The organism is Flexivirga sp. (assembly GCF_035551235.1).
GTDB lineage: Bacteria > Actinomycetota > Actinomycetes > Actinomycetales > Dermatophilaceae > Flexivirga.
Map to the genome: position 1 here is coordinate 54,503 of NZ_DASZNO010000054.1, position 19,567 is coordinate 74,069.

Consider the following 19,567-nt stretch of genomic DNA (forward strand, 5'->3'; position numbering starts at 1 on the left):
CGTCGGCCTCATCGAGGCGATCGAGGACAAGTGCTCCTTCGGCATTCCGAGGGTGGAGCGGTGTGACGCTCCAATCTGGTCGCTCAGCCGGACTGATCGGCGTTCGCTTGTCGTTGCAGTGCGGTGGCGGTGAGGCTGTGGTCGATGTGGGAGAGGGCCAGCGCTCTTGCGTCTTCCGCCGCGCCGTCGATGACGTGCTGAACGATCTCGTGGTGCTCGTTGAAGTCCCGGATGCGAGGCTCTGCTCCATCCGGTAGTTCAAGGCCCATGCGACGGTAACGGTCGGACTTGTCCCAGAGGTCGCCCAGCATGCGAATCATGACGGCATTGTGGGAGGACAGATAGAGCGCTTCGTGCACCGCGCGATGGGCGGCCAGGGCCGACTCGCCCCATTCGCGCGTCACTGGTAGCAGTTGCTCCAAAGCATCAGTCATCCTCGCAATGTCGTCGTCCGTGCGGCGATCAGCTGCCAATGCGATCGCCGCTGGTTCGAGCGCGCGGCGTGTCTCGAACAGTTGGCGCGCCTCCTCCAGGTCCATGCCCGCCACACGCGCGTTGCGGTGTGCGTCCAGCAGGATCCAGCCCTCGCCACTCAGCCGGCGGACTGCTTCCCGTAGGGGGGTGATGCTGATGCCCAGCAAGTCAGCCAGCTCATACTGCTGAAGCTTTGCGCCGGGTCGCAGGGTGCCGTCGAGGATCTGCTGGCGGATCTCGGCATACGCGACGTCCGCCTTGCTGGTGAAGGTGTACGTCGTCATGACCACAGCATCCCACGTTCTTATAAGAACCTCTTGCGGGCGCTCGGTTCGGCCTCGTATGCTCGTCGTCACATCTTATAAGTTACAAGAAAGGGTCGCGATGAAGATCATCTCCGCCCATGAGGGCGTCATTCCAATCAGCTCCTCGATGAGCAACGCGTTCATCGATTTTTCGACGATGGACTGCTCGATCGTGGCCTTGGTCAGCGACGTGACGGTCGACGGCGAGCCGGTAGTCGGTTATGGGTTCAACTCCAATGGCCGCTACTCCGCGGGGGAGATCCTGCGCCGCCGGATTCTCCCGCGTCTGATGGACGCCCCTGCCGACAGCCTGCTGGACGAGAACGGCGAACTCAGTCCGGCGATCGCCTGGGACGCCATGATGCGCAACGAGAAGCCTGGCGGTCATGGCGAGCGCTCTGTTGCGGTCGGTGTCGTCGACATGGCGCTGCACGACCTCGTGGCAAAGGTCGCCGCCGTCCCGCTCTACCGATGGGTCGCGCAGAAGTACGGCGACGGCACGTACGACGACTCCGTCTTTGTGTACGCAGCCGGCGGCTATTACGCACCTGGGAAAGCCGATAAGGACCTGCAGGACGAGATGAAAGGTTTCCTCGACGCGGGCTACGAGGTCGTCAAGATGAAGATCGGCGGCGCAGATCTGGCCGACGACCTCCGCCGGATCGAGGCCGTGCTGCAGGTTCTCGGCGGCGATGGCTCCCGGCTGGCAGTCGATGTGAATGGCCGCTTCGGCCTCGAGACGGCACTGGCCTACGCCCACGCGCTCGAGCCCTACGGCCTGTTCTGGTACGAGGAGGTCGGTGACCCGCTTGACTACCAGCTGAACGCAACGATCGCCGAGAACTATCGCGGCCCGATAGCGACCGGCGAGAACCTGTTCTCCCTGCAGGACGCCCGCAACCTCATCCGGTACGCCGGGCTACGTCCCGACAGGGACTACATCCAGGTCGACCCGGCCCTGAGCTACGGATTGGTCGAATACACGCGAATACAGGACATGCTCGCCCAGCACGGCTGGTCGTCGCGCAGATGCATCCCGCACGGCGGGCACCAGTTCTCCTTGCACATCGCTGCCGCACTCAAGCTCGGCGGAAACGAGTCCTATCCCGGCGAGTTCCAACCGACGGGCGGGTTCGCGGACGACGCGGTGGTGCGCAACAGCAGGGTCGCCCTCGACGATCGACCTGGCATCGGTTTCGAGGGCAAGGCCAACTTCTATCAAGTCCTGCGTGCGCTGCACGCCTGAGCGCCGACACCGAAAGAAGCCGTCATGGCATACCCCTCCCAACCTCCGTCCGCACCGCCGGACCAGCGATCCCTGGTAACACGCTTTCTTGGCCAGCTCTGGTTCCAGGTGATCATCGGACTTGCCCTGGGCATCCTTGTGGGTGCTGTCTTCCCACATGTCGGCGAGTCATTGGCACCCTTGAACGACTGGTTCATCGCTCTGATCAAGATGATCGTCGTCCCAGTCATCTTCTGCGTCATCGTGGCCGGCATCTCATCGATGGACAGCCTCGGCAAGGCCGGCCGGATCGGCGTCAAGGCGATTTCATACTTCCTGGTCTTCTCGCTGCTCTCGATGCTGATCGGGTTCGCCGTCGGGGCGATCTTCAAGCCCGGGCGCGGCATGCACATCGACGTGTCATCCCTGTCGACCGCCGGCATACCTGCTGACGAACTTCACACGGGAGGATTCACTGACTTCGTCAGCAGCCTGATACCCGACAACCTGCTCGGCGGCGTCACCGGCGGAAACGTTCTCGCCGCGCTCGTCGTGTCGCTGTTATTCGGTGCCGCGCTGAACCTCAGCGGGGACCAAGGGCGGCCACTGGTCGCCGGGATCAACGCTCTGCAGAACGTCTTGTTCCGCATTGTCGGGTGGATCATGCGCCTGTCGCCGATCGCAGTTTTCGGAGCTTTGGCTTCGGTGGTCGCGACAACCGGTCTCGACAGCCTGCGCAGCCTGGCCTACCTGATCGTGTTGTTCGCAGCGACCTGTGTCGTGTACGTCGTCGTGGTGCTAGGTCTGGTGATGCGCGCCTGCGGTCTGAGCATCTTCGGACTACTGGGATACCTCAAGGAGGAGCTCATCGTCGTCCTGAGCACCTGCTCGAGCGAGTCGGTCCTGCCTCAAGTGATTCGTCGCATGGAGAACCTCGGTGTCGGCAAACCAGTCGTGGGCATCACCATCCCGTCCGGCTATTCGTTCAACCTCGACGGTTCGGCGCTCTATCTGACTATGGGGTTCCTCTTCCTGGCGCAGGCCACCGACACGCACCTGTCCTGGGAGCAGCAGCTGGTCATGATCGGCGTCATGATGCTCATGAGCAAGGGCACCGCCGGTGTCGCCGGAGGGGCATTTGTCATCCTGGCCAGCACCGTGACTTCTGTCGGCACAGTGCCGGTTGCCGCGTTGGCGCTCATCGTCGGAATCGACCGCATACTCAATGAGGGCCGCGTCTTCATCAACGTGCTGGGCAACAGCGTGGCGGCGATCGTGATCGCGAAATGGGAGAAGGACTTCGACCAGGACCGTGCTCGCCGCATTCTGGCTGGTCGCGGCCGTGATCTGCCCGGCGAGTCACTCGGTGAGGAAACGTCGAGCGCTGTGCGTGCAGGCGGAGTGAAAGCGGAACGTCCACGGAGGACCGAAGGGGCAGAGATAGCCGGCGGCTGAAGTCGCTGATGGGCTTCTGATAGCACTGCACCGGCCCCTCGGGTTTGGTTCAGCGAGCACCTGATGACCGGCTCCCTGTCCAGGGACAGCCGGTCCTCAGGTGCTCCGGCAATTATCCGGCTCGCGAGATTGTGCGGTCCGCTCTCCTCGGCCAGAAGGGCGCGTCCAGCGCATGGTGAACGAGCCGGGCACGAAGGAATCGGGTCGCTCGGCGCTGGCCCGGTAACAACGGGGCGATTTGCCGACGATCTCGGTGAAGGTCCGCGTGAACGTGCCCAGGCTGCTGAACCCGACCTCCATGCAGATCGCGGTGACGCTGTGGTCGGTCCAGCGCAGCAGGTACATCGCACGCTCCACCCTGCGTCGTTGCAGGTAGCGGTGTGGTGTCTCGCCGAAGGCCGCCTTGAACTCCCGGATGAAATGCGCCCGGCCCATCAGCGCGATGCGTGCGAGGCGCGGCACATCGAGCTGCTCGCGGTAGTGCACGTCGATCGCGTCGCGGGCCCGCAACAACCGGCGGTTGCGGTCCTCCTGGGGCTCCATCCGCCTCATCGTATGGCGGCGAACAGCCGCGCACTTTCGGAGAAGCGCGACCGCGCGGCCCGCCATACGCTCGAGAGCATTCGACCGGCACCACCGACGGGAACAGGACCAACACCATGTTGAAGCGGAACAACATCTCCTCGATCTTCGTGCTCGACCAGGACGAGGCGAAGACCTTCTACACCGAGGTGCTCGGCCTCGAGGTGGACCAGGACATGGACTTCGGCCCCATGCGCTGGCTGACCGTGCGCGTCCCGGGCGACCCGAAGGTGATCCTGCTGGAGAAGCCCGGTCCTCCGGGGATCGATGAGGCCACCGCGGCGCAGGTCCGGGAACTCGTCACGAAGGGAGCCGGCGGCGGCTGGCTGGCATTCGACACCGACGATGTGGACGGGGCGTTCGCCCGGCTGAAGGAGGCCGGCGTCGACTTCACCCAGGAGATCGTCGAGCAGCCGTATGGCCGCGATTTCGCCATCCGCGATCCGTTCGGCAACAACCTCCGGATCGGAGACGTGCACAGCGACCTGCCCTGACGGTCGCCGGAAAGCGTTGGTGTCAGGCGAATTTCGCCCGGGCGCGCTCGGCGGCCGTGCGCACTCGCGGGTTGTCATCCTCGGCAAGCTGCTCCAGCGCGGCGGGTGCGTCGACCGAGGACGTCATACGGGCGGCGATGACCTTGGCGGCCATCTCGCGGACCCGCCAGTGCTCGTCGGAAGAGGCGGCAACGACCGACGCCTCGGCGATCGGGTCCCAGGCGTAGAGGAACGCCCGCAGTGCCCAGGTGCGTGGCCAGTAGCCGGCCGGTCCGCCCTCGTGCCCCGCCAGCACGTATGCCGCACTGTCGCCACCGGTGGCTTCCACCAGTGCGGGATCGGTCGCGCCGCCCAACAGAGCGACGCAGCGCATCACGAACTCGTGCTCACCGTCTCGTGCGACGGCCGCCGTGACCCGGGCTCGCGGGGTTGTTCCACCCATGACGACCGAGTGTGGCACCGAGAGCCGACATCTCACACGGAGGAAGGGCATCAGGGGATCGGACCCGTGGGGCATTTGCCCGATGTGCAGTGTCTCCGGCGTCCCTAATGTCGGCGGGACCAGTATCCGCACACACTGAATGGTGGCCTGAAATGTCAAGAACCTCAGTTCCGCGAAGAGCCAGTCGTCATATGGGAGTCAAGGTGGCGGTCGTCGCGCTCGGCTTCGCAGGCGTGGGCGTCGGTGTCGCACACGCGACGTCGCCCGACGAAGGGCAGCAGTACACGGCGTGCCTGAACCCCGCTGCTGGCCAGATCCTCAATGCTGCGATCGGAACGTCGCCTCGAATGCCCTGTTAGAAGCCGCAAGTTCAGATCACCTGGAACGAGACCGGCCCGGTGGGTGCAACCGGGCCCGCCGGGCCCAAGGGCGAGACCGGCGCTACTGGTCCCGTCGGGCCGGCCGGGCCCAAGGGCGAGACGGGCGCTACTGGTCCCGTCGGGCCCAAGGGCGACACGGGTGCTACCGGGCCCGCTGGAACGAATGTCGCGGCCGGCCAGACCTGTGCGACGGGAGCCGTCACCGGGTTCGACGCTTCGGGCGACATCATCTGCGGCACACCGGAGCCGGCGTGTCCGGCGAATTCAACCCTGACCTTCAAAGTGACGAGTAACCCGAGCGGCACGCTCGAGTACTGGCCCGGTGGTGAGCAGACTCTCAGCGCCGAGGGACATCCGACGTGCACTGTGACGGTCCAGAACCCGAGAGGGTTGATCTCCGACATCAACGCGACCGGCATCGGCGACAAACCGTGGGCGCTCGTCTCGAAGACCGGGTTCACGTCGGCGTCCATCTCGGCGAGGATTCCGGACTGCAAGGGATTCCTGTCCGTAGGAAGTGTGTTGGGCAACTACCCGACGTGCTCCAACGCGTCGACCGTCCTCGAAAGCGGTCATTCCACGGCGACGTTCGTGGTGACAGCGTCCTGACCGCCCCGATAGGAACACTGCAACTGTCCCAAGAGGTCGAGCACCCGCGAGTATGGCGCCATACCCGCGGGTACCCGACCGTTCGAGGCGGGTGAGAGCAGTGGCGCTCTAGTCCGCCGGAACCTCACCGCGCGCGATCCGCGTCGCCCAGCGCATCACGGCCACGTCATCGACGTGTCCCGTCGGCAGGTTGTCCGGTATGACGTCGTTCATGTCGACCAGATAGAGAAGGGCCGCGATCACCAGGCGGCAGCGCGCATCCGCGACCGGATTGGTCGTGTCGCCGCTGGTCAGGTCATCGATGTGGGCGTCCACGACCGCACAGGCGATGTCGATGTCGATGCCACCGCGAGCGTCGGGCAACTGGCCGATGCCGAACTCGTGGGCAGCGACCCTTTCGAGCAACTGCGTGAGCGCCGCGGGGTCGTTCGCAGCGCGGGCCGCCTCACGGCGGCACCGCTGGAACGGCAAGGACGTCAGGAGCTTGTCCAGTGCGGGCTGGGTATCGGAACTCACGGGTCCTGCACTGTAGCGGCCCAGCGTGCGTGCCGGGCGTTTCGCGCGATGACTACCGCGTCACAACCGGCGGATCGGCAACTCGGTCTCCACCGCAGCGTCTTCGTCGCGCACCAGGTGATAGGCACCCGCGCCGTCGAGCTCGGACACCGCTTCAACGAATTCGGTGCCGCGGTAAAGGACGCCGGCGCCGTCGTCGGTGCAGTAGGACTCCGGCAGCGTGCCGTCGGCGACGAGACGCTGCATCAACGGACGGCGGCGGGCCTCGCCGTCGTAGTGGACGCCGTTGCCGTAGGGGAGCAGGCCGAGACCGTTGGTGACCGGTCGCAGGTCGACTCCGAAGGAGTCCGTCGTGCCACCGGTGTGCCAGCAGATCGAGCCCGCGCTGACCCCGGTCAGCACCACGCCCGCCTCCCAGGCCGCCCGCATCGCGTCGTCGAGGCCGTGCACGCGCCATACAGCGAGCAGGTTGGCGACCGAGCCGCCCATCACCCAGACGACGTCCTGTTGCAGGAGGTGCTCGGCCGGGTCGGCGACGTTCGGCATGGTGAAGAGCTGCAGGTGGGAGTGCTCGTAGCCGGCGACCTTTGCCGCCTCGGCCAGCGCGTGCAGCACGTGCGGGTTGTCCCCGACCGCCGTCGAGACGGTGCACATGCGCGGCGCGCGACCGGTGACGCCGGCGAGATCGACTGCGAACTGGGTCAATTCGCTGAATTCGAAGTAGGTGCGTTCGCCAGCACGGACGCCGCCGGAGGTCGCGAGGATGGTGCGCTTGTCGGACATGCGGGGACGGTAGCGCAGCGGAGCGTTCGCCCGCACTCGCATTGATGCCCCGGCGCCGGCGGTGGTCCGCCGGTGCCGGGGCATCAACTGCTCTCGCTACTTGACGACCGTGATCACGACCGGGTCGGAGGCCGCCATACCGCCGTCGGCGTCCGTGTAGCGAGCAGTGATGGTGTGCGCGTCGAGTGCTGCGTCCTTCGGCAGCCGATAGGTGGCCTTGCCGGCACCGTTGGTGGTGACGGTGGCGACCAATGCGCCGTTGTCGTAGAACTCGACCGGCAGCTGCTTGGCCGTGCCCTCCTCGAGGGTGACCTGGGCGGTGAGCTTGGTGCCGCTGCCCTTGCCGTACCGCTGGACGGTGCCCTGCGCGTCGAGGCTGACCTCGGCAGAGCTCTCCGGCGCGGCCTCGACCGGCACGTTCACCCGGGTCGTCGTACCCGTGGTGTCACCGGTGATGGTCAGCGCAGCGGTGCCTTCCGGTGTGCCGGCCGGCAGGTTGACGCTGACGGTCGCGTTGCCGGTCTCGTCGTCCTTGACGGTGCCGACCGTGTTGTCGACCGGGAAGGAGCCGAGCTTCGTGTCACCCAGGCTGACCGTGACCGAACTGTCGGTCGTGGTGCCCGTCGACATTGCGAGGGAGGACAGGTCGAACGCCACTGTGTCACCCGCCTTGTATGCCGCGGGCGCGCCGTCGGGGAAGTGCACGCCGACCGAGCGCTGCGAGTTGTCAACCGGCAGAGCCGAATCCGCAGCCTTGGCGGCCATGTAGTCGACCATGCCCTGCAGGTCCGTCTGGCCGGTGTCCTTCTTGTTCGCACCGTTGGCGAGCTCGCCGAAGTTGTCACCGCCGGTCGCCAGGAACGAGTTGACCGTGACCGAGTAGGTGGCGCTGTCGGTGATCGGCTCGCCGTTCAGCCACATCTGCCGGATGTGGTCGTTCGTCGCGCCTGCGGGGTCATAGGTGTAGGTGAAGCCCTTGGAGATGCCCAGCCGCAGGAAGGCGCGTGACGCACCGGCCGGCTGCCACTGCTGCTCCAGCACCTGCTTGATCTGCGCGCCGGTCAGCGACATGTTGACCAGCGTGTTGGCGAACGGCTGGACGGTGGCGGCCTGCTTGTAGGTCAGCACCGTCGGGTATGCCGAGGGGTCGTTGCCGACCATGTCGGCGCGCAACCCGCCGGGGTTCATGAATGCGATCTGGGCAGAGCCGGTCGTCGTCGACTCGGTGGCCCAGCGCTGGGCCTCGGCGACCAGGTTGCCCAGCGTCGACTCGCCGCCGCGGTTCTCGTCCGAGGCGGAGTTCTTGGCCCGGTTGAACGGCCCGGCGATGTTGCCCAGCGGCTTCTTGCCGAGCACCTCGGCGTTGGCGACCGCGGTGTCGACGATCTTGCCGACACTGCCGTCGGCGGCGTAGTTGGGGACCCAGATCATCTTGGTCGGGTCGTCGGAGTTCGGGTCGTCGACCTGCTTGGTCAGCGCCAGGGTGTTGGACTCGACACCGGTGACGTCACCGGCGGCGGACACGGTGAAGTTCAGCTGGTCCAGGTTGTAGCCGTACTGGCCGGCGGAGACCACCGGGCGCTGCTTCACCTGCCGGTCGGCCCAGCCGGGCACGTCGACCATGCAGTTGTAGGTCAGGTGCGTGTGGCCGGAGATGACCGCGTCCACGTTGTCGTCCAGGCCGGTGACGACCTTGCCGAAGTCGTTGGTCGGGTCACTGACCGACGCACAGTCGGTGTTCGGGGCGCCCTCGTGGACCAGCATCACCACGATGTCCGCCTCGCCGCTCGACTTCAGCGCATCGGCTTCCTTGTTGACCGCGCTCGCGATGTCGGTGACCTGGATGTTCGAGATGCCGCCGGGGGAGACCAGCTCGGGCAGGTGCTCGGTGACCGCGCCGACGAAGCCGACCTTGACGCCGTTCATGTCCTTGACCCACGTCGGGTCGAGCGCCGGGTTGCCGCTGTCCTTGAACTTCACGTTCGCGCCCAGGTACTTCCACGTCGCCCCGCCATACGGATTGGTGGTTGCGTCGTATGGCGCCATGACGCGGTTCACCAGGTCGTCATACCCCTGGTCGAACTCGTGGTTGCCGACCGCGGACACCTCGAGGCCGGATGCGTTGAGCGCGTCGATCGTCGGCTTGTCGTGTGCGATGAACGATTCGAAGGTGGAGGCGCCGATGAGGTCGCCGGCCGCGGCGAAGGTGGTGTTCGGCTGCTTGGCCCGCAGGTCGTTCACCGCCCCGGCGAGCACTGCGGCACCGGCCTCCTGCCCGTTGGCCTGGATGCGCCCGTGGAAGTCGTTGATGCCCAGGATCTGCACCTGGGTGTCGCCCGCGGCTGCCTGTGCGTGGTCGGGCGCTGCAAGCGTCATACCGGTGGCCATTGTGAGGGCCCCGACCACCGCCGTTCCCAGTCGGAATGCTCTCTTCGTCACGCCTGTCTCCTGCCGATAGTTGGACTCGGCAGTGATGCCCATACCACGGATCTCTGCCAGAACTCGGAAGAGTAGTTCAACGAACGCTGTGAGGACCGCGGAATGCGACAACAGGCACTCGACGGCCGGCTGGCAGGATGGCGCCATGGGGCAGGTCCTGGTGGTCGGCGGTGCCAATGTCGACGTCGTCGCGCAGTCGACCGGACGCTTCACGCCCGGGACCAGCAACCCGGGCCGGACCTACTCGAGCGCCGGCGGGGTGGGTCGCAACATCGCCGCGAACCTCGGCCGGCTCGGCGTGCCCACGACACTCATCACTGCATTCGGCGACGACACCTTCGGCCGTCGATTGCGTGACGAAACCGCCGCAGCCGCAGTCGATCTCACGCATGCGGTCGAGCTGCCGATGCCCAGTGGGAGCTACCTCGCGATGCTCGACGCCGACGGTGAGCTGGTCGGCGCGGTGTCGGACATGGCCGCAGCGGAGTCGCTGCGCGCGGAGCACGTGCCCGAGGACGTCGTGGCGGCGGCCGCGTATGTCGTGCTCGACGCCAACCTGTCGGCGGAGTTGCTGGAGCATGTATGCCGCGCCGCCGCCGCGCACGGCGTCGCTGTCGTCATCGATCCGGTGTCGGTGCCCAAGGCGGACCGCGTGCTGAAGGCACTGCACGCCGGCCCGGTCCACACGATCACGCCGACCCGTACCGAGCTCGTGGCACTGACCGGTGAGGACGACCTGGACAAGGGCGTCGCCGCGCTGCGCGACCTCGGGGTCGGCCGCGTATGGGTGCGTGAAGGAGCAAGCGGGTCAACGCTTTTCGCGCCCGGGTCGAGCACCCACGTGGCGGCGATCCCGGCCGACGTACGCAATGTGACCGGTGCCGGTGACGCGATGGCTGCGGCATACGTGCACGCGCTGGTCACCGGACACGACGACGTCACCGCAGCCCGGCACGGAGCGGCCGCGGCATACCTGACCATCACCAGTGAGCACACCGTCCGGCCGGATCTGACTCCGGCACTCATCGGGAACGTCCTGAAGGAGCCTCACTCATGAGCGTCCACCCCCGTTTGCAGCTGACCGACGAGGTGCGCGAGGCGCTCGCCGACGGGCGGCCGGTCGTCGCGCTGGAGAGCACGATCATCAGTCACGGCATGCCCTACCCGGACAACGTGACGATGGCGCGCGAGGTCGAGGCGCTCATCCGCGCCGAGGGAGCGGTGCCGGCGACGATCGCGGTCCTCGACGGTGTCCCGCGCGTCGGGCTGACCGATGAGAACCTCGAAATGCTCGGCAAGGCAGGCGAATCCGTCACCAAGGCAAGCGTGCGCGACCTCGCCTACGTCATCGCCAAAGGCATCCACGGGGCGACGACGGTGGCGGCGACGATGCGGCTCGCGTCGCTGGCCGGCATCCGGGTCTTCGCGACCGGCGGGCTCGGGGGTGTGCACCGCGGGGCGGCCACCTCGATGGATGTGTCCGCGGACCTCACCGAGCTGTCCCGCACGCCGGTCGCGGTCATCTCGGCGGGCGTGAAGTCGATCCTCGACATCGGGCTGACGCTCGAGGCGATGGAGACCCTCTCGATCCCCGTCGTCGGCTACCAGACCGACGAATTCCCTTCGTTCTACTCACGATCCAGCGGGTATGACGTCCCGATGCGCGCCGACAGCCCCGAGGAACTCGCCGCGATCATGGCGACCCAGTGGGACCTCGGCGTCACCGCCGGCTTCGACATCGCCAACCCGATCCCGGCGGCAGACGAGATCCCCGCCGAGGAGATCTCCGGCATCATCACGCAGGCCCTCGCCGACATGGACCGACTCGGCATCACCGGCAAAGACACGACGCCATACCTGCTCGGGCGCGTGGTGGAGCTGACCGGCGGTGCGTCGCTGACCGCGAACATCGCACTGGTCAAGAACAACGCGCTGCTCGGCGCGCACCTCGCGACGGCGTACGCGCGTCTTGCGGATTGAGTAGGGCGAGGAACGAGTCGTGCGTCCTGCGGATTGAGTAGGGCGACGGACGAGTCGTATGTCTTGCGGATTGAGTAGGGCGAGGGACGAGTCGTATGTCGTGCGGATTGAGTAGGGCGAGGGACGAGCCCGTATCGAAATCCGCCCCGGTCAGCCGCGCTGCCGGTTCACGAACGACGCCTGCTTGGCGCGATTGCCGCAGACTGCCATCTGGCACCAGCGACGCCGGCCCGAGGTGTTGAGGAAGAGCCAGCCGCAGTCCTCGCCGGGGCAGGCGGCCACGAGCTCCCGCTGCTCGTCGGCCAGCAGCCGGCCGGCCTCGATGAGCAGGGCATCGAGCGGGTCCTTGAGCGTGCCGTGTCCGCTGAATTCCCACCGTGCGCTGTCGACATCGACGACGAAGCGCTGCCGTGAGTGCGCTGCGCTGATGGCGTCGGCGAGTCGCTTTCTGGCGGCTGCGCTCGGCGAGCCGGTCAGCGCTGCGTAGAGGTCCGCTCGAAGGGACCTGGCGCGAGCCAGGACACGGTCGGCCGTCCCCGGGTCCTGCACGGCATGCTGCCGCAGCGCGTCGCCGGCCTCAGCGGACAGGACGCCGGACGTGACCGCGAGCAGCGCGAGCGCGTCATACGACCGCAGGTATTCGCCGCGCGGATCCGGCGGTCCGTCCCAGCCGGCGCGGGTGTTGCACAGCTCCAGGGCCGGGTCTCCGCTGAGCGGCTTGGGCAGGACGACGCCATCGACCTCGATCGTCCAGGGGGTTGACATGTGAACCATCTAACCACTGTTATCGACGTAACCGGTTAATTCAAATCAATGGTTAGGGGTATGGCGATGCGACTGTCACGAGGAGTGACCGCAACGATCGGAGCAGTGGTGCTCGCTGTCGGTACGGCGCAGGCGGCGCCGGCCGTGGCGGCGCCGCGAGCGAACGAGGGGACCCCGGGCTGGCACTGGGTGAACGAGGGGTGGGAGCCGGCACCGCAGGGCGACAACACGCTGCCGGCCGCGCGCTACTGCGGGACGTTCGACCTCGAGCTGGACTCGATCAGCGACGACGTTCGCAGCAAGGTGCTGTCGCGCTGGGACAACGGGACGCCGAAGGACACCTACTACACCGGCGCACTCACCGTTCGCGCCGAGAATCTCAGCACCGGCAAGGCCAAGGACTACGACATGGGCGGTGACATGCTGGCGAGCAACTACTCGACGGGGAACCCGCACATCTATCAGCTCTTCGGGCCGGTCGGGATCGGCATGCCGATCGGCGCGTCCAAGGGCCTGCCGGCGAGCTACTACGTGGTGGACGGCTATCACGTGCTCCGCTTCAACGCGGACACGACGCAGCGGACGCTCACGGTGAAACTCGGATCCGAGACCGACATCTGCGCCGCGCTGCGGTGACCGAGGGGCGTGCCGGTGCTGCTCAGGGGCGCCGTGCACAATGGAGGGGTGATTGCCACCCTGTCGACCAAGCTCGACCAGAACAACGGGCACCCCATCGGGATGGGCGTCACCTTCTTCGGCATCTGCATCTTCATGATCGCCCTCTTCGCCCTGATCATCTGGGTCGGCAAGCAGCGTGACAAGCGCCGCGGTGGCCCGAAGGAAGCTCCGCAGCTTCCCCTGCTGATCAAGAAGGACGAGGAGCGTGAGCGGCGCCGTAACGCCGGTCACTGAGGCGATCGCGGCACTGGAGGCCGCGCGCACCACTCCCGTCGCACCCGGAGCACCCCTCGTCCCTGGCGCGGTCGGCATCCTCGCCGTCGGCGACGAGGTCCTCACGTCATACGCCACCGGCTCCGCCGTGTTGTATGACGACTCCGCCGCTCTCCTGCCGGCGCACGCCCGCGTGCCGATGCAGCTCGACACCGTTTTCGACGTCGCATCGCTGACCAAGCTCTTCACCGCGACCGTCGCGATGCAGCAGGTCGAGGCGGGTCTGCTCGAGCTGGATGCTCCGGTCGCGGACCACCTGCCCGACTTCGCCGCAGGTGGCAAGGCCGCCATCACCGTGCGCCAATTGCTCACGCACACCAGCGGTTTGGAGTGGTGGCTGCCGCTCTGGCGGGACTGGCCGAACCGCGATGCCCGCATCCACGCGGCCCTGACTCACCCGCCGGCCACACCGCCGGGGGAGCAGTTCGTCTACAGCGACCTCAACCTCATCGCGCTCGGCGTGCTGCTCGAGCAACTCGGCGGCGCAACCCTCGATGTGCTGGTCCATCACGGCGTGACAGTGCCGCTGGGCATGCGCGACACCGGGTTCCTCACCCAGCTCGGACATGTCGAGACGGCTCGCTTCGCCGCCACCGAGATCGAGGACGACACGGGTCGCGGTCTGGTGCGCGGTGAGGTGCACGACGAGAACGCCTGGTCCCTCGAGGGAGTCGCGGGCCATGCCGGTGTGTTCTCCACTGGCGCCGACCTGCTGCGCTTCGCCCGGGTCTTCACCGGCAGCGACCCGCGAATCCTGAGCGCCGACAGCGTGATCGTCATGACCACGAACCTCAACCCCGACCTGCCCGACGACGCGCATGGCATCGGATTCGAGATCGACCAGCCCCGCTACATGGGCGAGCTGAGCGGCCCGCGCACCATCGGCCACACCGGCTTCACCGGGACTTCGCTCGTCGCGGACCTGGCGAGCGGCGCGACCGCCATACTCCTCACGAATGCGGTGCACCCGCATCGCCCGGAGACGTCGATCAACGCGCTGCGCGCCGCCTGGGCGACCGGTGCGGCGAGATCACTTCACTGACCGCACTCGTCGCAGGACGGCCTCGGCGACCTCCGCTGCGTTGACCTCCGGCAGCCAGTGCCCGGCACCCTCCAGCTCGACGAATTCGTAAGGGCCGGAGACGAATTCGGCTGACTTCTCGGCGGCTTCACGACCCAGGGCGAAGTCCCGGGTGCCCCACACGTAGGTCATCGGCACGGTGATCGTGCTCCGCCGGACCGGATGCGCCGCTCCGTCGCGCTTCCGGCCGGGCAGTGCGGCGCGCAGCTGCCCCGCGAACATCGAGCGATACCAACCCAGCGGGCCGGTCAGCGACTGCGGTGTGTCGAAGCGGTCGGCATACTTCTGGGCGTCCTCGCGCGACATACCCGTCTTCACATACATCTCCGGCAGTTGCCGAAGCATTCCGCGCTCGGCGATCCACGGCACCTGGAAGAACGCCATGTAGCTGCTCTTGCGCCACTGATCGCTGTGCCGCAGCGCCCACGCCAGGGCCTCGGGGTGTGGCGTCGACAGCGTCGTCGCCGACGCGATGCGGTCGGCATGCCGCTGCGCGAGCTGCCAGATCACGGCGCCGCCCCAGTCATGGCCGACGACGTGCGCCGTGTCCGCCCCCGCGGCATCGATCAGCGCGATGACGTCCCGCGCGAGTTGCGACAGGTGGTATGCCGTCCGGCTCTTCGGGGTGGCGCCGGGGGAGTAACCGCGCTGGTCGGGCGCGATGACCCGGTAGCCGGCCTCGACAAGTAGGGGCGTCACCTTCTGCCAGGCCTGGCGGTCCTGCGGAAAACCGTGCAGCAGCACGATGATCGGTGCATCTTCCGGCCCGGAATCCGAGACGTCGAAGGTCAGCTGGCCGCGGCGATACGTCTGCATGGTCCGACCGTAGCCCGGCTGCGCGCCCGATGGATGTCGCGAAGGTCACGTGCGCATGACTTGACCTCGATTCCGCTGTTGCATCTATGATAGATACAACATGAGTGCAAGCGATAAGGCATATGAACACGTCAAGGGCGGCATCCTCGCCGGTGACATCGCTCCGAGCAGCTTCCTGACCGAGGGGCAGCTCGCGGAGGCGGTCGGCATCTCGCGCACCCCGGTCCGGGAGGCACTGCTGCGGCTGCAGGCGGAAGGGATGGTCGAGCTCTTCCCGAAGAAGGGTGCGCTCGTCATCGCCCCGACGCCGCAGGAGATGCGCGAGGTCTTCGAGGCGCGCGCGTTGATCGAGGAGTGGGCCGCCGGCCAGATGTGGTCGCGTCGCAACGAGGCGTTGCCCGCGTTGCGCGAGAAGCTCGACGAGATGGCGGCCGCCATGAAGGTCGACGATGTCAGCGCCTTCAGCGCCGCCGACCGGGCCTTCCACGAGGTCATCGTGGTGTCGGCCGGCAACTCGGTGATCGCCCGGCAGTACTCCCACCTGCGCGACCGGCAGATCGTGATCGTCGCCGGCAATCTGCGGGGCGACAAGCCGCGGATGACCAAGTCGCTGCGTCAGCACCGGGAGTTGCTGCACCTGCTCGAGTCGGGCAGCAAGGCGCAGTTCGTGCACGCCTGCAGCGAGCACGTGGCGTATGCCGGAAGTCTGGCGGGCACCCGATGAACGCGCCCGCCACCGAGTCCGGCCACTTGCCCAGCGTCGTCGAATCCCCTTCCGCCCAATGGCCGTTGGGCGGTCGTCGTGCGTGGGCCGTCTTCGTCACCGCCCTGCTCGTCTACATCCTGGCGATCTTCCACCGCACCTCGTTGGGTGTCGCCGGGGTCATGGCCGCCGAGCGATTCCACATCAGCTCGGCCCAACTCGCGACCTTCGTCATGGTCCAGCTGTTCGTGTATGCCGCGATGCAGGTGCCCGTCGGAGCGTTGCTGGATCGCTTCGGCTCCAAGATCCTGCTGATCGCCGGTGTCACGACGATGACGATCGCGCAGTTCGGCTTCGCCTTCGCCAACACCTTCGCATTGGGTGTGCTGGCAAGGGTTTTCGTCGGTATGGGCGACGCAATGGTCTTCGTGTCGTTGCTGCGTCTGGTGGCGTTGTGGTTCCCGCCGGCGCGTTCCCCGATGATGACCCAGCTCGTCGGCGTCTTCGGCCAGTTCGGCGCCATCGCTGCGGCCGGGCCGCTCTCGGCCAGTCTGCACGGTCTGGGCTGGACCAAGTCCTACGTGCTGGCATCGTCGATCGGCATAGTTCTCGGGATCGCCCTGATCCTGGTCGTGCGCGACTCGCCATACACGACCAAGGAGCGGACCGAGATCAAACTGCGCGCCGTGGCGCGTGCGGTGTCCAGCGCCTGGCGTGAACCGGGCACCCGCCTCGGGTTGTGGTGCCACTTCACCTCGCAGTTCAGCGCGACGGTGTTCAGCCTGATGTGGGGTTTCCCGTTCCTGACCAAGGCGGAGGGCCTGTCGCCCGGGACGGCCAGCCTGCTGCTGGAGATCATGGTGGTCGCGACCGTCACGGCCAGCCCGTTCTTCGGTGCGTTCACCGCCCGATTCCCCTACAACCGCTCGACTCTCGTGCTCAGCACGGTCACGGCGATCATGACGATGTGGGCGGTCGTGCTGCTCTGGCCGGGCCAGGCCCCGCTGCCGGTGCTGATCCTGCTCGTGGTCGTCACCGCGATCGGTGGCCCGGGCTCGATGATCGGCTTCGACCTGGCGCGGACGTTCAACCCGAAACACCGGATCGGCTCCGCCTCGGGCATCGTCAATGTCGGCGGGTTCTCCGCCACCTTGATGTCGGTCTTGGTGATCGGCGTCATCCTCGACCACGTCGCGCCCGGCGGTGCGGAGCACTACGACATGCACGCCTTCCGGGTGGCCATGTCGTTCCAGTACGTCGTGTGGGCGTTCGGGATCGTCCAGATCCTGCGTCTGCGGCGTCGTACCCGGCGGCTGGTGCACGCCTCGGAGGACTACGAGCACCTCAAGGTCGGCGTCGGCGCGCTGCGCACCAACCGCTGATCGACCGGCATACCAAAGCATTGAGCGGCGTACGAAATCAGCGTGATTTCGTACGCCGCTCAATGCGGTTGTGCGCCGCTCGATCAGGAGGGCACGGACCTGTCGATCAGGACGGCGCGCACCCGGCGCGAGCCGGAACCGGTACTCAGTGCTGGTTGGGGGAGACCCAGCGCGCGGTGTCGACCTTCTGGTCCTTCGCACGCTGCAGCGCGTCGCCGACGATCTTCTCGGCCTCGTCGCGGCCGGCCCAGTGCGAGCCCTCCTCGACGCTCTTGCCCGGCTCGAGCACCTTGTAGGTCTCGAAGAAGTGCTTGATCTCGTCCAGCAGGAACTTGTTGACGTCGCTGACGTCCTGGATGTCGTCCCAGCGCGGGTCGCCCGCGATGACCGACAGGATCTTGTCGTCGCCGCCGGCCTCGTCGACCATCTTGAAGACGCCGACCGGGCGAGCCTCGACAACGGCACCCGGGACGACCGACTCGGTGATCAGCAGCATCGCGTCCAGCGGGTCGCCGTCCTCACCGAGGGTGTGCTCGATGTATCCGTAGTCGGTGGGGTACTGCATCGACGTGAACAGCCGGCGGTCCAGGCGCAGGCGCCCGGTCTCGTGGTCGATCTCGTACTTGTTGCGGCTGCCCTGCGGCACCTCGATGGTGACGTCGAACTCCATTACGGCTTTGTCCCTTCGCCGGATCTTTGTGCTTGACTGACGCCTAGTTTGGCGCACACACGGGCGCGCTGTGGTGGTAGGGGTGAGATGAGCAAGCCGATCGCGATGGGCATCGCTGCCGTCGTGGCGCTGGGCGTCGCCTACGAGGCGCTCGATGTGTATGACGTCGTGCCCGGCCCGCTCACCCGGTCGGCAGCGGCGGCAGCGCCGGTCCCCGAACCCGGAAAAACCAGGGTCGGGCCGTCAGTGGCGCCCCCGACGCCGGCGTCGGCGAAGCCGCTCGCCGCCAGCGACGGACCCGAGCAGGTGCCTGCGAAGGTCCGGGCGCAGGTCGCCGCGGCGATGAAGAAGTCCGACCTCGCCAAGAAGCTCGGCATCGAGGTGCTCGATGCCAAGACCGGTCAGGTGCTGCTGCAGCGCAACGAAAACGCAGCGATGACACCGGCATCGGTCACCAAGCTGCTGTCGGCCTGGGTCGTCGCGAACACCCTCGACCTCGAAAAGCCGCTCACGACCAAAGTGGTCAATGGCGCATCCGCCGGCCGGATCGTCCTGGTTGCCGGCGGCGACACGGCACTGAATCCGGGCAAGGGCGATCCGGACCACGTCAACGGTCACGCCGGTCTCGCCGACCTGGCGGCACAGGTGGCCACCTCGCTGAAGAAGGCCGGCACGACCAAGGTGAGCGTGGGCGTGGACACGTCATACGCGCCGGGGCCGTTGACCGCGAAGCACTGGGACCCGGGTGTGGTCGCGGCCGGTTACACCGCGCGCATCGCGCAACTCGGGCTGTCGACCGAGCGCGCCACCGACCCCGCACGCCCGACGCCGGTCGACCCGGTCGCCTCGACGCAGAAGGCGTTCGTCAAGGCGCTGGTCGAGCAGGGGATCCACGCGACGCCCGGCGCGCACGTGACCGCGGGCAAGGACGCCAAGACCCTCGGCAAGGTCGACTCCTCGCCGCTGCTGGACGTCCTCGGCAATGCCCTGCAGGCCAGTGACAACGCGATGATCGAGTCGCTCACCCGGCAGGCCGCGTTTCATAAGGGAGTCGGCGGCTCGACCGCGGACGTCACGGCCTTCGTCGAGAAGACGCTGAAGGACGCCGGTTTCAACATGCGGGGCGTCAAGCTGGCCGATGTCTCCGGGCTCTCCGACGGCACCACGATCCCGCCGCGGGTGCTGGCCGACGTCCTGCTGTCGGGCACCAGCGGCAAGAACAAGCCGTTCGCCGAGGTCCTCACCCGGCTCAGCGTCGGCGGCTACAACGGCACACTCGACAACCGGTTCCTGCAGCCGTCGAACCGCTCCGCAGCCGGCGACGTCCGGGCCAAGACCGGCTCGCTCACCGACGTCGCCTCACTCGCCGGGACGGTGCTCACCAAGGACGACCGCGTGCTGGTCTTCGCGATCATCAGCAATGCGGCGAAGTCCTGGGGCCCCTACGGCACGCGCGCCGCCATCGACGACTTCGTCGCGGCGCTGCAGAAGTGTGGCTGCTCCGAATGAGAGCGG

Annotated in this window: 21 protein-coding genes; 12 read left to right on the forward strand and 9 right to left on the reverse strand. The window is 67.1% G+C overall.

All coding sequences use genetic code 11. The annotated features are described in order from the left end of the window. Positions 1-83: 83 nt before the first annotated feature. Positions 84-758, reverse strand: coding sequence for a GntR family transcriptional regulator (locus tag VG502_RS21355; RefSeq protein ID WP_325552340.1), 675 nt, complete (start codon positions 756-758; stop codon positions 84-86). Here VG502_RS21355 and VG502_RS21360 point away from each other — a divergent pair. Beyond that, positions 757-2,025, forward strand: a complete 1,269-nt coding sequence (locus VG502_RS21360; protein ID WP_325552342.1) for a mandelate racemase/muconate lactonizing enzyme family protein — start codon at positions 757-759, stop codon at positions 2,023-2,025. The genes VG502_RS21355 and VG502_RS21360 overlap by 2 nt on opposite strands. Before the next feature lie 24 nt (positions 2,026-2,049). Next, positions 2,050-3,459 carry a cation:dicarboxylate symporter family transporter gene (locus tag VG502_RS21365; protein WP_325552343.1) on the forward strand — a complete coding sequence of 470 codons (1,410 nt, stop codon included), beginning with the start codon at positions 2,050-2,052 and terminating at the stop codon, positions 3,457-3,459. Positions 3,460-3,555: 96 nt separating this feature from the next. On the opposite strand, the gene VG502_RS21370 is transcribed toward VG502_RS21365, so the two are convergent. Beyond that, positions 3,556-4,002, reverse strand: a complete 447-nt coding sequence (locus VG502_RS21370) for an AraC family transcriptional regulator (RefSeq protein WP_325552345.1) — start codon at positions 4,000-4,002, stop codon at positions 3,556-3,558. Between the two features lie 116 nt (positions 4,003-4,118). Here VG502_RS21370 and VG502_RS21375 point away from each other — a divergent pair, with 116 nt between their 5' ends. Further along, the gene (locus tag VG502_RS21375; protein WP_325552347.1) at positions 4,119-4,535 is read left to right on the forward strand and encodes a VOC family protein; all 417 of its coding nucleotides are present in this window, start codon (positions 4,119-4,121) and stop codon (positions 4,533-4,535) included. Between the two features lie 22 nt (positions 4,536-4,557). Here the strand turns inward: VG502_RS21375 and VG502_RS21380 are convergent, their stop codons facing one another. Continuing rightward, complete coding sequence (locus VG502_RS21380) at positions 4,558-4,977, reverse strand: HEAT repeat domain-containing protein (protein WP_325552349.1); 420 nt, start codon at positions 4,975-4,977, stop codon at positions 4,558-4,560. Positions 4,978-5,375: 398 nt separating this feature from the next. Here VG502_RS21380 and VG502_RS21385 point away from each other — a divergent pair, with 398 nt between their 5' ends. Further along, entirely contained in the window at positions 5,376-5,966 is a 591-nt protein-coding gene (locus VG502_RS21385; RefSeq protein ID WP_325552351.1) for a hypothetical protein, read from the forward strand. Positions 5,967-6,074: 108 nt separating this feature from the next. Here the strand turns inward: VG502_RS21385 and VG502_RS21390 are convergent, their stop codons facing one another. From VG502_RS21390 to VG502_RS21400, 3 genes are all read right to left on the reverse strand, one after another. Next, complete coding sequence (locus tag VG502_RS21390; RefSeq protein ID WP_325552353.1) at positions 6,075-6,482, reverse strand: DUF1232 domain-containing protein; 408 nt, start codon at positions 6,480-6,482, stop codon at positions 6,075-6,077. 60 nt (positions 6,483-6,542) lie between these two features. Continuing rightward, positions 6,543-7,265 (reverse strand): Type 1 glutamine amidotransferase-like domain-containing protein, encoded by a 723-nt coding sequence (locus VG502_RS21395; RefSeq protein WP_325552354.1) that lies wholly within the window; start codon positions 7,263-7,265, stop codon positions 6,543-6,545. Positions 7,266-7,361: 96 nt separating this feature from the next. After that, positions 7,362-9,704, reverse strand: a complete 2,343-nt coding sequence (locus tag VG502_RS21400; protein ID WP_325552356.1) for a bifunctional metallophosphatase/5'-nucleotidase — start codon at positions 9,702-9,704, stop codon at positions 7,362-7,364. A gap of 145 nt (positions 9,705-9,849) precedes the next feature. Between VG502_RS21400 and VG502_RS21405 the strand changes: the two genes are divergently transcribed. Together VG502_RS21405 and VG502_RS21410 are read left to right on the forward strand one after the other, a co-directional pair. Beyond that, positions 9,850-10,761 carry a carbohydrate kinase family protein gene (locus VG502_RS21405; protein ID WP_325552358.1) on the forward strand — a complete coding sequence of 304 codons (912 nt, stop codon included), beginning with the start codon at positions 9,850-9,852 and terminating at the stop codon, positions 10,759-10,761. Further along, positions 10,758-11,684 carry a pseudouridine-5'-phosphate glycosidase gene (locus VG502_RS21410; protein WP_325552360.1) on the forward strand — a complete coding sequence of 309 codons (927 nt, stop codon included), beginning with the start codon at positions 10,758-10,760 and terminating at the stop codon, positions 11,682-11,684. Before VG502_RS21405 ends, VG502_RS21410 begins: the two co-directional genes overlap by 4 nt. A gap of 150 nt (positions 11,685-11,834) precedes the next feature. Here VG502_RS21410 and VG502_RS21415 read toward each other — a convergent pair whose 3' ends face one another. Beyond that, complete coding sequence (locus VG502_RS21415) at positions 11,835-12,449, reverse strand: CGNR zinc finger domain-containing protein (RefSeq protein ID WP_325552362.1); 615 nt, start codon at positions 12,447-12,449, stop codon at positions 11,835-11,837. A gap of 60 nt (positions 12,450-12,509) precedes the next feature. On the opposite strand from VG502_RS21415, the gene VG502_RS21420 reads away from it, so the two are divergent. The 3 genes from VG502_RS21420 to VG502_RS21430 are packed head-to-tail and all read left to right on the forward strand — an operon-like array spanning position 12,510 to position 14,442. Beyond that, positions 12,510-13,085, forward strand: coding sequence for a hypothetical protein (locus VG502_RS21420; RefSeq protein ID WP_325552364.1), 576 nt, complete (start codon positions 12,510-12,512; stop codon positions 13,083-13,085). Positions 13,086-13,133: 48 nt separating this feature from the next. Further along, on the forward strand, positions 13,134-13,361 hold the full coding sequence (locus tag VG502_RS21425; protein WP_325552365.1) for a hypothetical protein: 228 nt from the start codon (positions 13,134-13,136) through the stop codon (positions 13,359-13,361). Continuing rightward, positions 13,333-14,442: a serine hydrolase domain-containing protein gene (locus VG502_RS21430; protein WP_325552367.1), complete on the forward strand. Its 1,110-nt coding sequence runs from the start codon at positions 13,333-13,335 to the stop codon at positions 14,440-14,442. The genes VG502_RS21425 and VG502_RS21430 overlap by 29 nt, the downstream gene beginning before the upstream one ends. On the opposite strand, the gene VG502_RS21435 is transcribed toward VG502_RS21430, so the two are convergent. Next, positions 14,431-15,297 (reverse strand): alpha/beta fold hydrolase, encoded by an 867-nt coding sequence (locus VG502_RS21435; RefSeq protein ID WP_325552368.1) that lies wholly within the window; start codon positions 15,295-15,297, stop codon positions 14,431-14,433. The genes VG502_RS21430 and VG502_RS21435 overlap by 12 nt on opposite strands. A gap of 100 nt (positions 15,298-15,397) precedes the next feature. On the opposite strand from VG502_RS21435, the gene VG502_RS21440 reads away from it, so the two are divergent. Continuing rightward, entirely contained in the window at positions 15,398-16,021 is a 624-nt protein-coding gene (locus VG502_RS21440) for a GntR family transcriptional regulator (RefSeq protein ID WP_325552369.1), read from the forward strand. Next, positions 16,018-17,382: an MFS transporter gene (locus tag VG502_RS21445; RefSeq protein ID WP_325552370.1), complete on the forward strand. Its 1,365-nt coding sequence runs from the start codon at positions 16,018-16,020 to the stop codon at positions 17,380-17,382. Before VG502_RS21440 ends, VG502_RS21445 begins: the two co-directional genes overlap by 4 nt. Positions 17,383-17,527: 145 nt before the next feature. On the opposite strand, the gene VG502_RS21450 is transcribed toward VG502_RS21445, so the two are convergent. Beyond that, a complete protein-coding gene (locus VG502_RS21450; RefSeq protein WP_325552371.1) occupies positions 17,528-18,052 on the reverse strand; it encodes an inorganic diphosphatase in 525 nt (174 codons plus the stop codon). 87 nt (positions 18,053-18,139) lie between these two features. On the opposite strand from VG502_RS21450, the gene VG502_RS21455 reads away from it, so the two are divergent. After that, entirely contained in the window at positions 18,140-19,561 is a 1,422-nt protein-coding gene (locus VG502_RS21455) for a D-alanyl-D-alanine carboxypeptidase/D-alanyl-D-alanine-endopeptidase (protein ID WP_325552372.1), read from the forward strand. The last annotated feature ends 6 nt before the right edge of the window (positions 19,562-19,567 follow it).

What these genes read in the sequence shown, in the direction of transcription:
- VG502_RS21410 (WP_325552360.1), top strand. Translation starts at nt 10,758, where the DNA reads ATGAGCGTCCACCCCCGTTTGCAGCTGACCGACGAGGTGCGCGAGGCG.
- VG502_RS21370 (WP_325552345.1), bottom strand. Translation starts at nt 4,002, where the DNA reads ATGGAGCCCCAGGAGGACCGCAACCGCCGGTTGTTGCGGGCCCGCGAC.
- VG502_RS21405 (WP_325552358.1), top strand. Translation starts at nt 9,850, where the DNA reads ATGGGGCAGGTCCTGGTGGTCGGCGGTGCCAATGTCGACGTCGTCGCG.
- VG502_RS21360 (WP_325552342.1), top strand. Translation starts at nt 757, where the DNA reads ATGACCACAGCATCCCACGTTCTTATAAGAACCTCTTGCGGGCGCTCG.
- VG502_RS21455 (WP_325552372.1), top strand. Translation starts at nt 18,140, where the DNA reads ATGAGCAAGCCGATCGCGATGGGCATCGCTGCCGTCGTGGCGCTGGGC.
- VG502_RS21445 (WP_325552370.1), top strand. Translation starts at nt 16,018, where the DNA reads ATGAACGCGCCCGCCACCGAGTCCGGCCACTTGCCCAGCGTCGTCGAA.
- VG502_RS21365 (WP_325552343.1), top strand. Translation starts at nt 2,050, where the DNA reads ATGGCATACCCCTCCCAACCTCCGTCCGCACCGCCGGACCAGCGATCC.
- VG502_RS21420 (WP_325552364.1), top strand. Translation starts at nt 12,510, where the DNA reads ATGGCGATGCGACTGTCACGAGGAGTGACCGCAACGATCGGAGCAGTG.
- VG502_RS21435 (WP_325552368.1), bottom strand. Translation starts at nt 15,297, where the DNA reads ATGCAGACGTATCGCCGCGGCCAGCTGACCTTCGACGTCTCGGATTCC.
- VG502_RS21375 (WP_325552347.1), top strand. Translation starts at nt 4,119, where the DNA reads ATGTTGAAGCGGAACAACATCTCCTCGATCTTCGTGCTCGACCAGGAC.
- VG502_RS21415 (WP_325552362.1), bottom strand. Translation starts at nt 12,449, where the DNA reads ATGTCAACCCCCTGGACGATCGAGGTCGATGGCGTCGTCCTGCCCAAG.
- VG502_RS21380 (WP_325552349.1), bottom strand. Translation starts at nt 4,977, where the DNA reads ATGGGTGGAACAACCCCGCGAGCCCGGGTCACGGCGGCCGTCGCACGA.
- VG502_RS21440 (WP_325552369.1), top strand. Translation starts at nt 15,398, where the DNA reads ATGAGTGCAAGCGATAAGGCATATGAACACGTCAAGGGCGGCATCCTC.
- VG502_RS21450 (WP_325552371.1), bottom strand. Translation starts at nt 18,052, where the DNA reads ATGGAGTTCGACGTCACCATCGAGGTGCCGCAGGGCAGCCGCAACAAG.
- VG502_RS21395 (WP_325552354.1), bottom strand. Translation starts at nt 7,265, where the DNA reads ATGTCCGACAAGCGCACCATCCTCGCGACCTCCGGCGGCGTCCGTGCT.
- VG502_RS21355 (WP_325552340.1), bottom strand. Translation starts at nt 758, where the DNA reads ATGACGACGTACACCTTCACCAGCAAGGCGGACGTCGCGTATGCCGAG.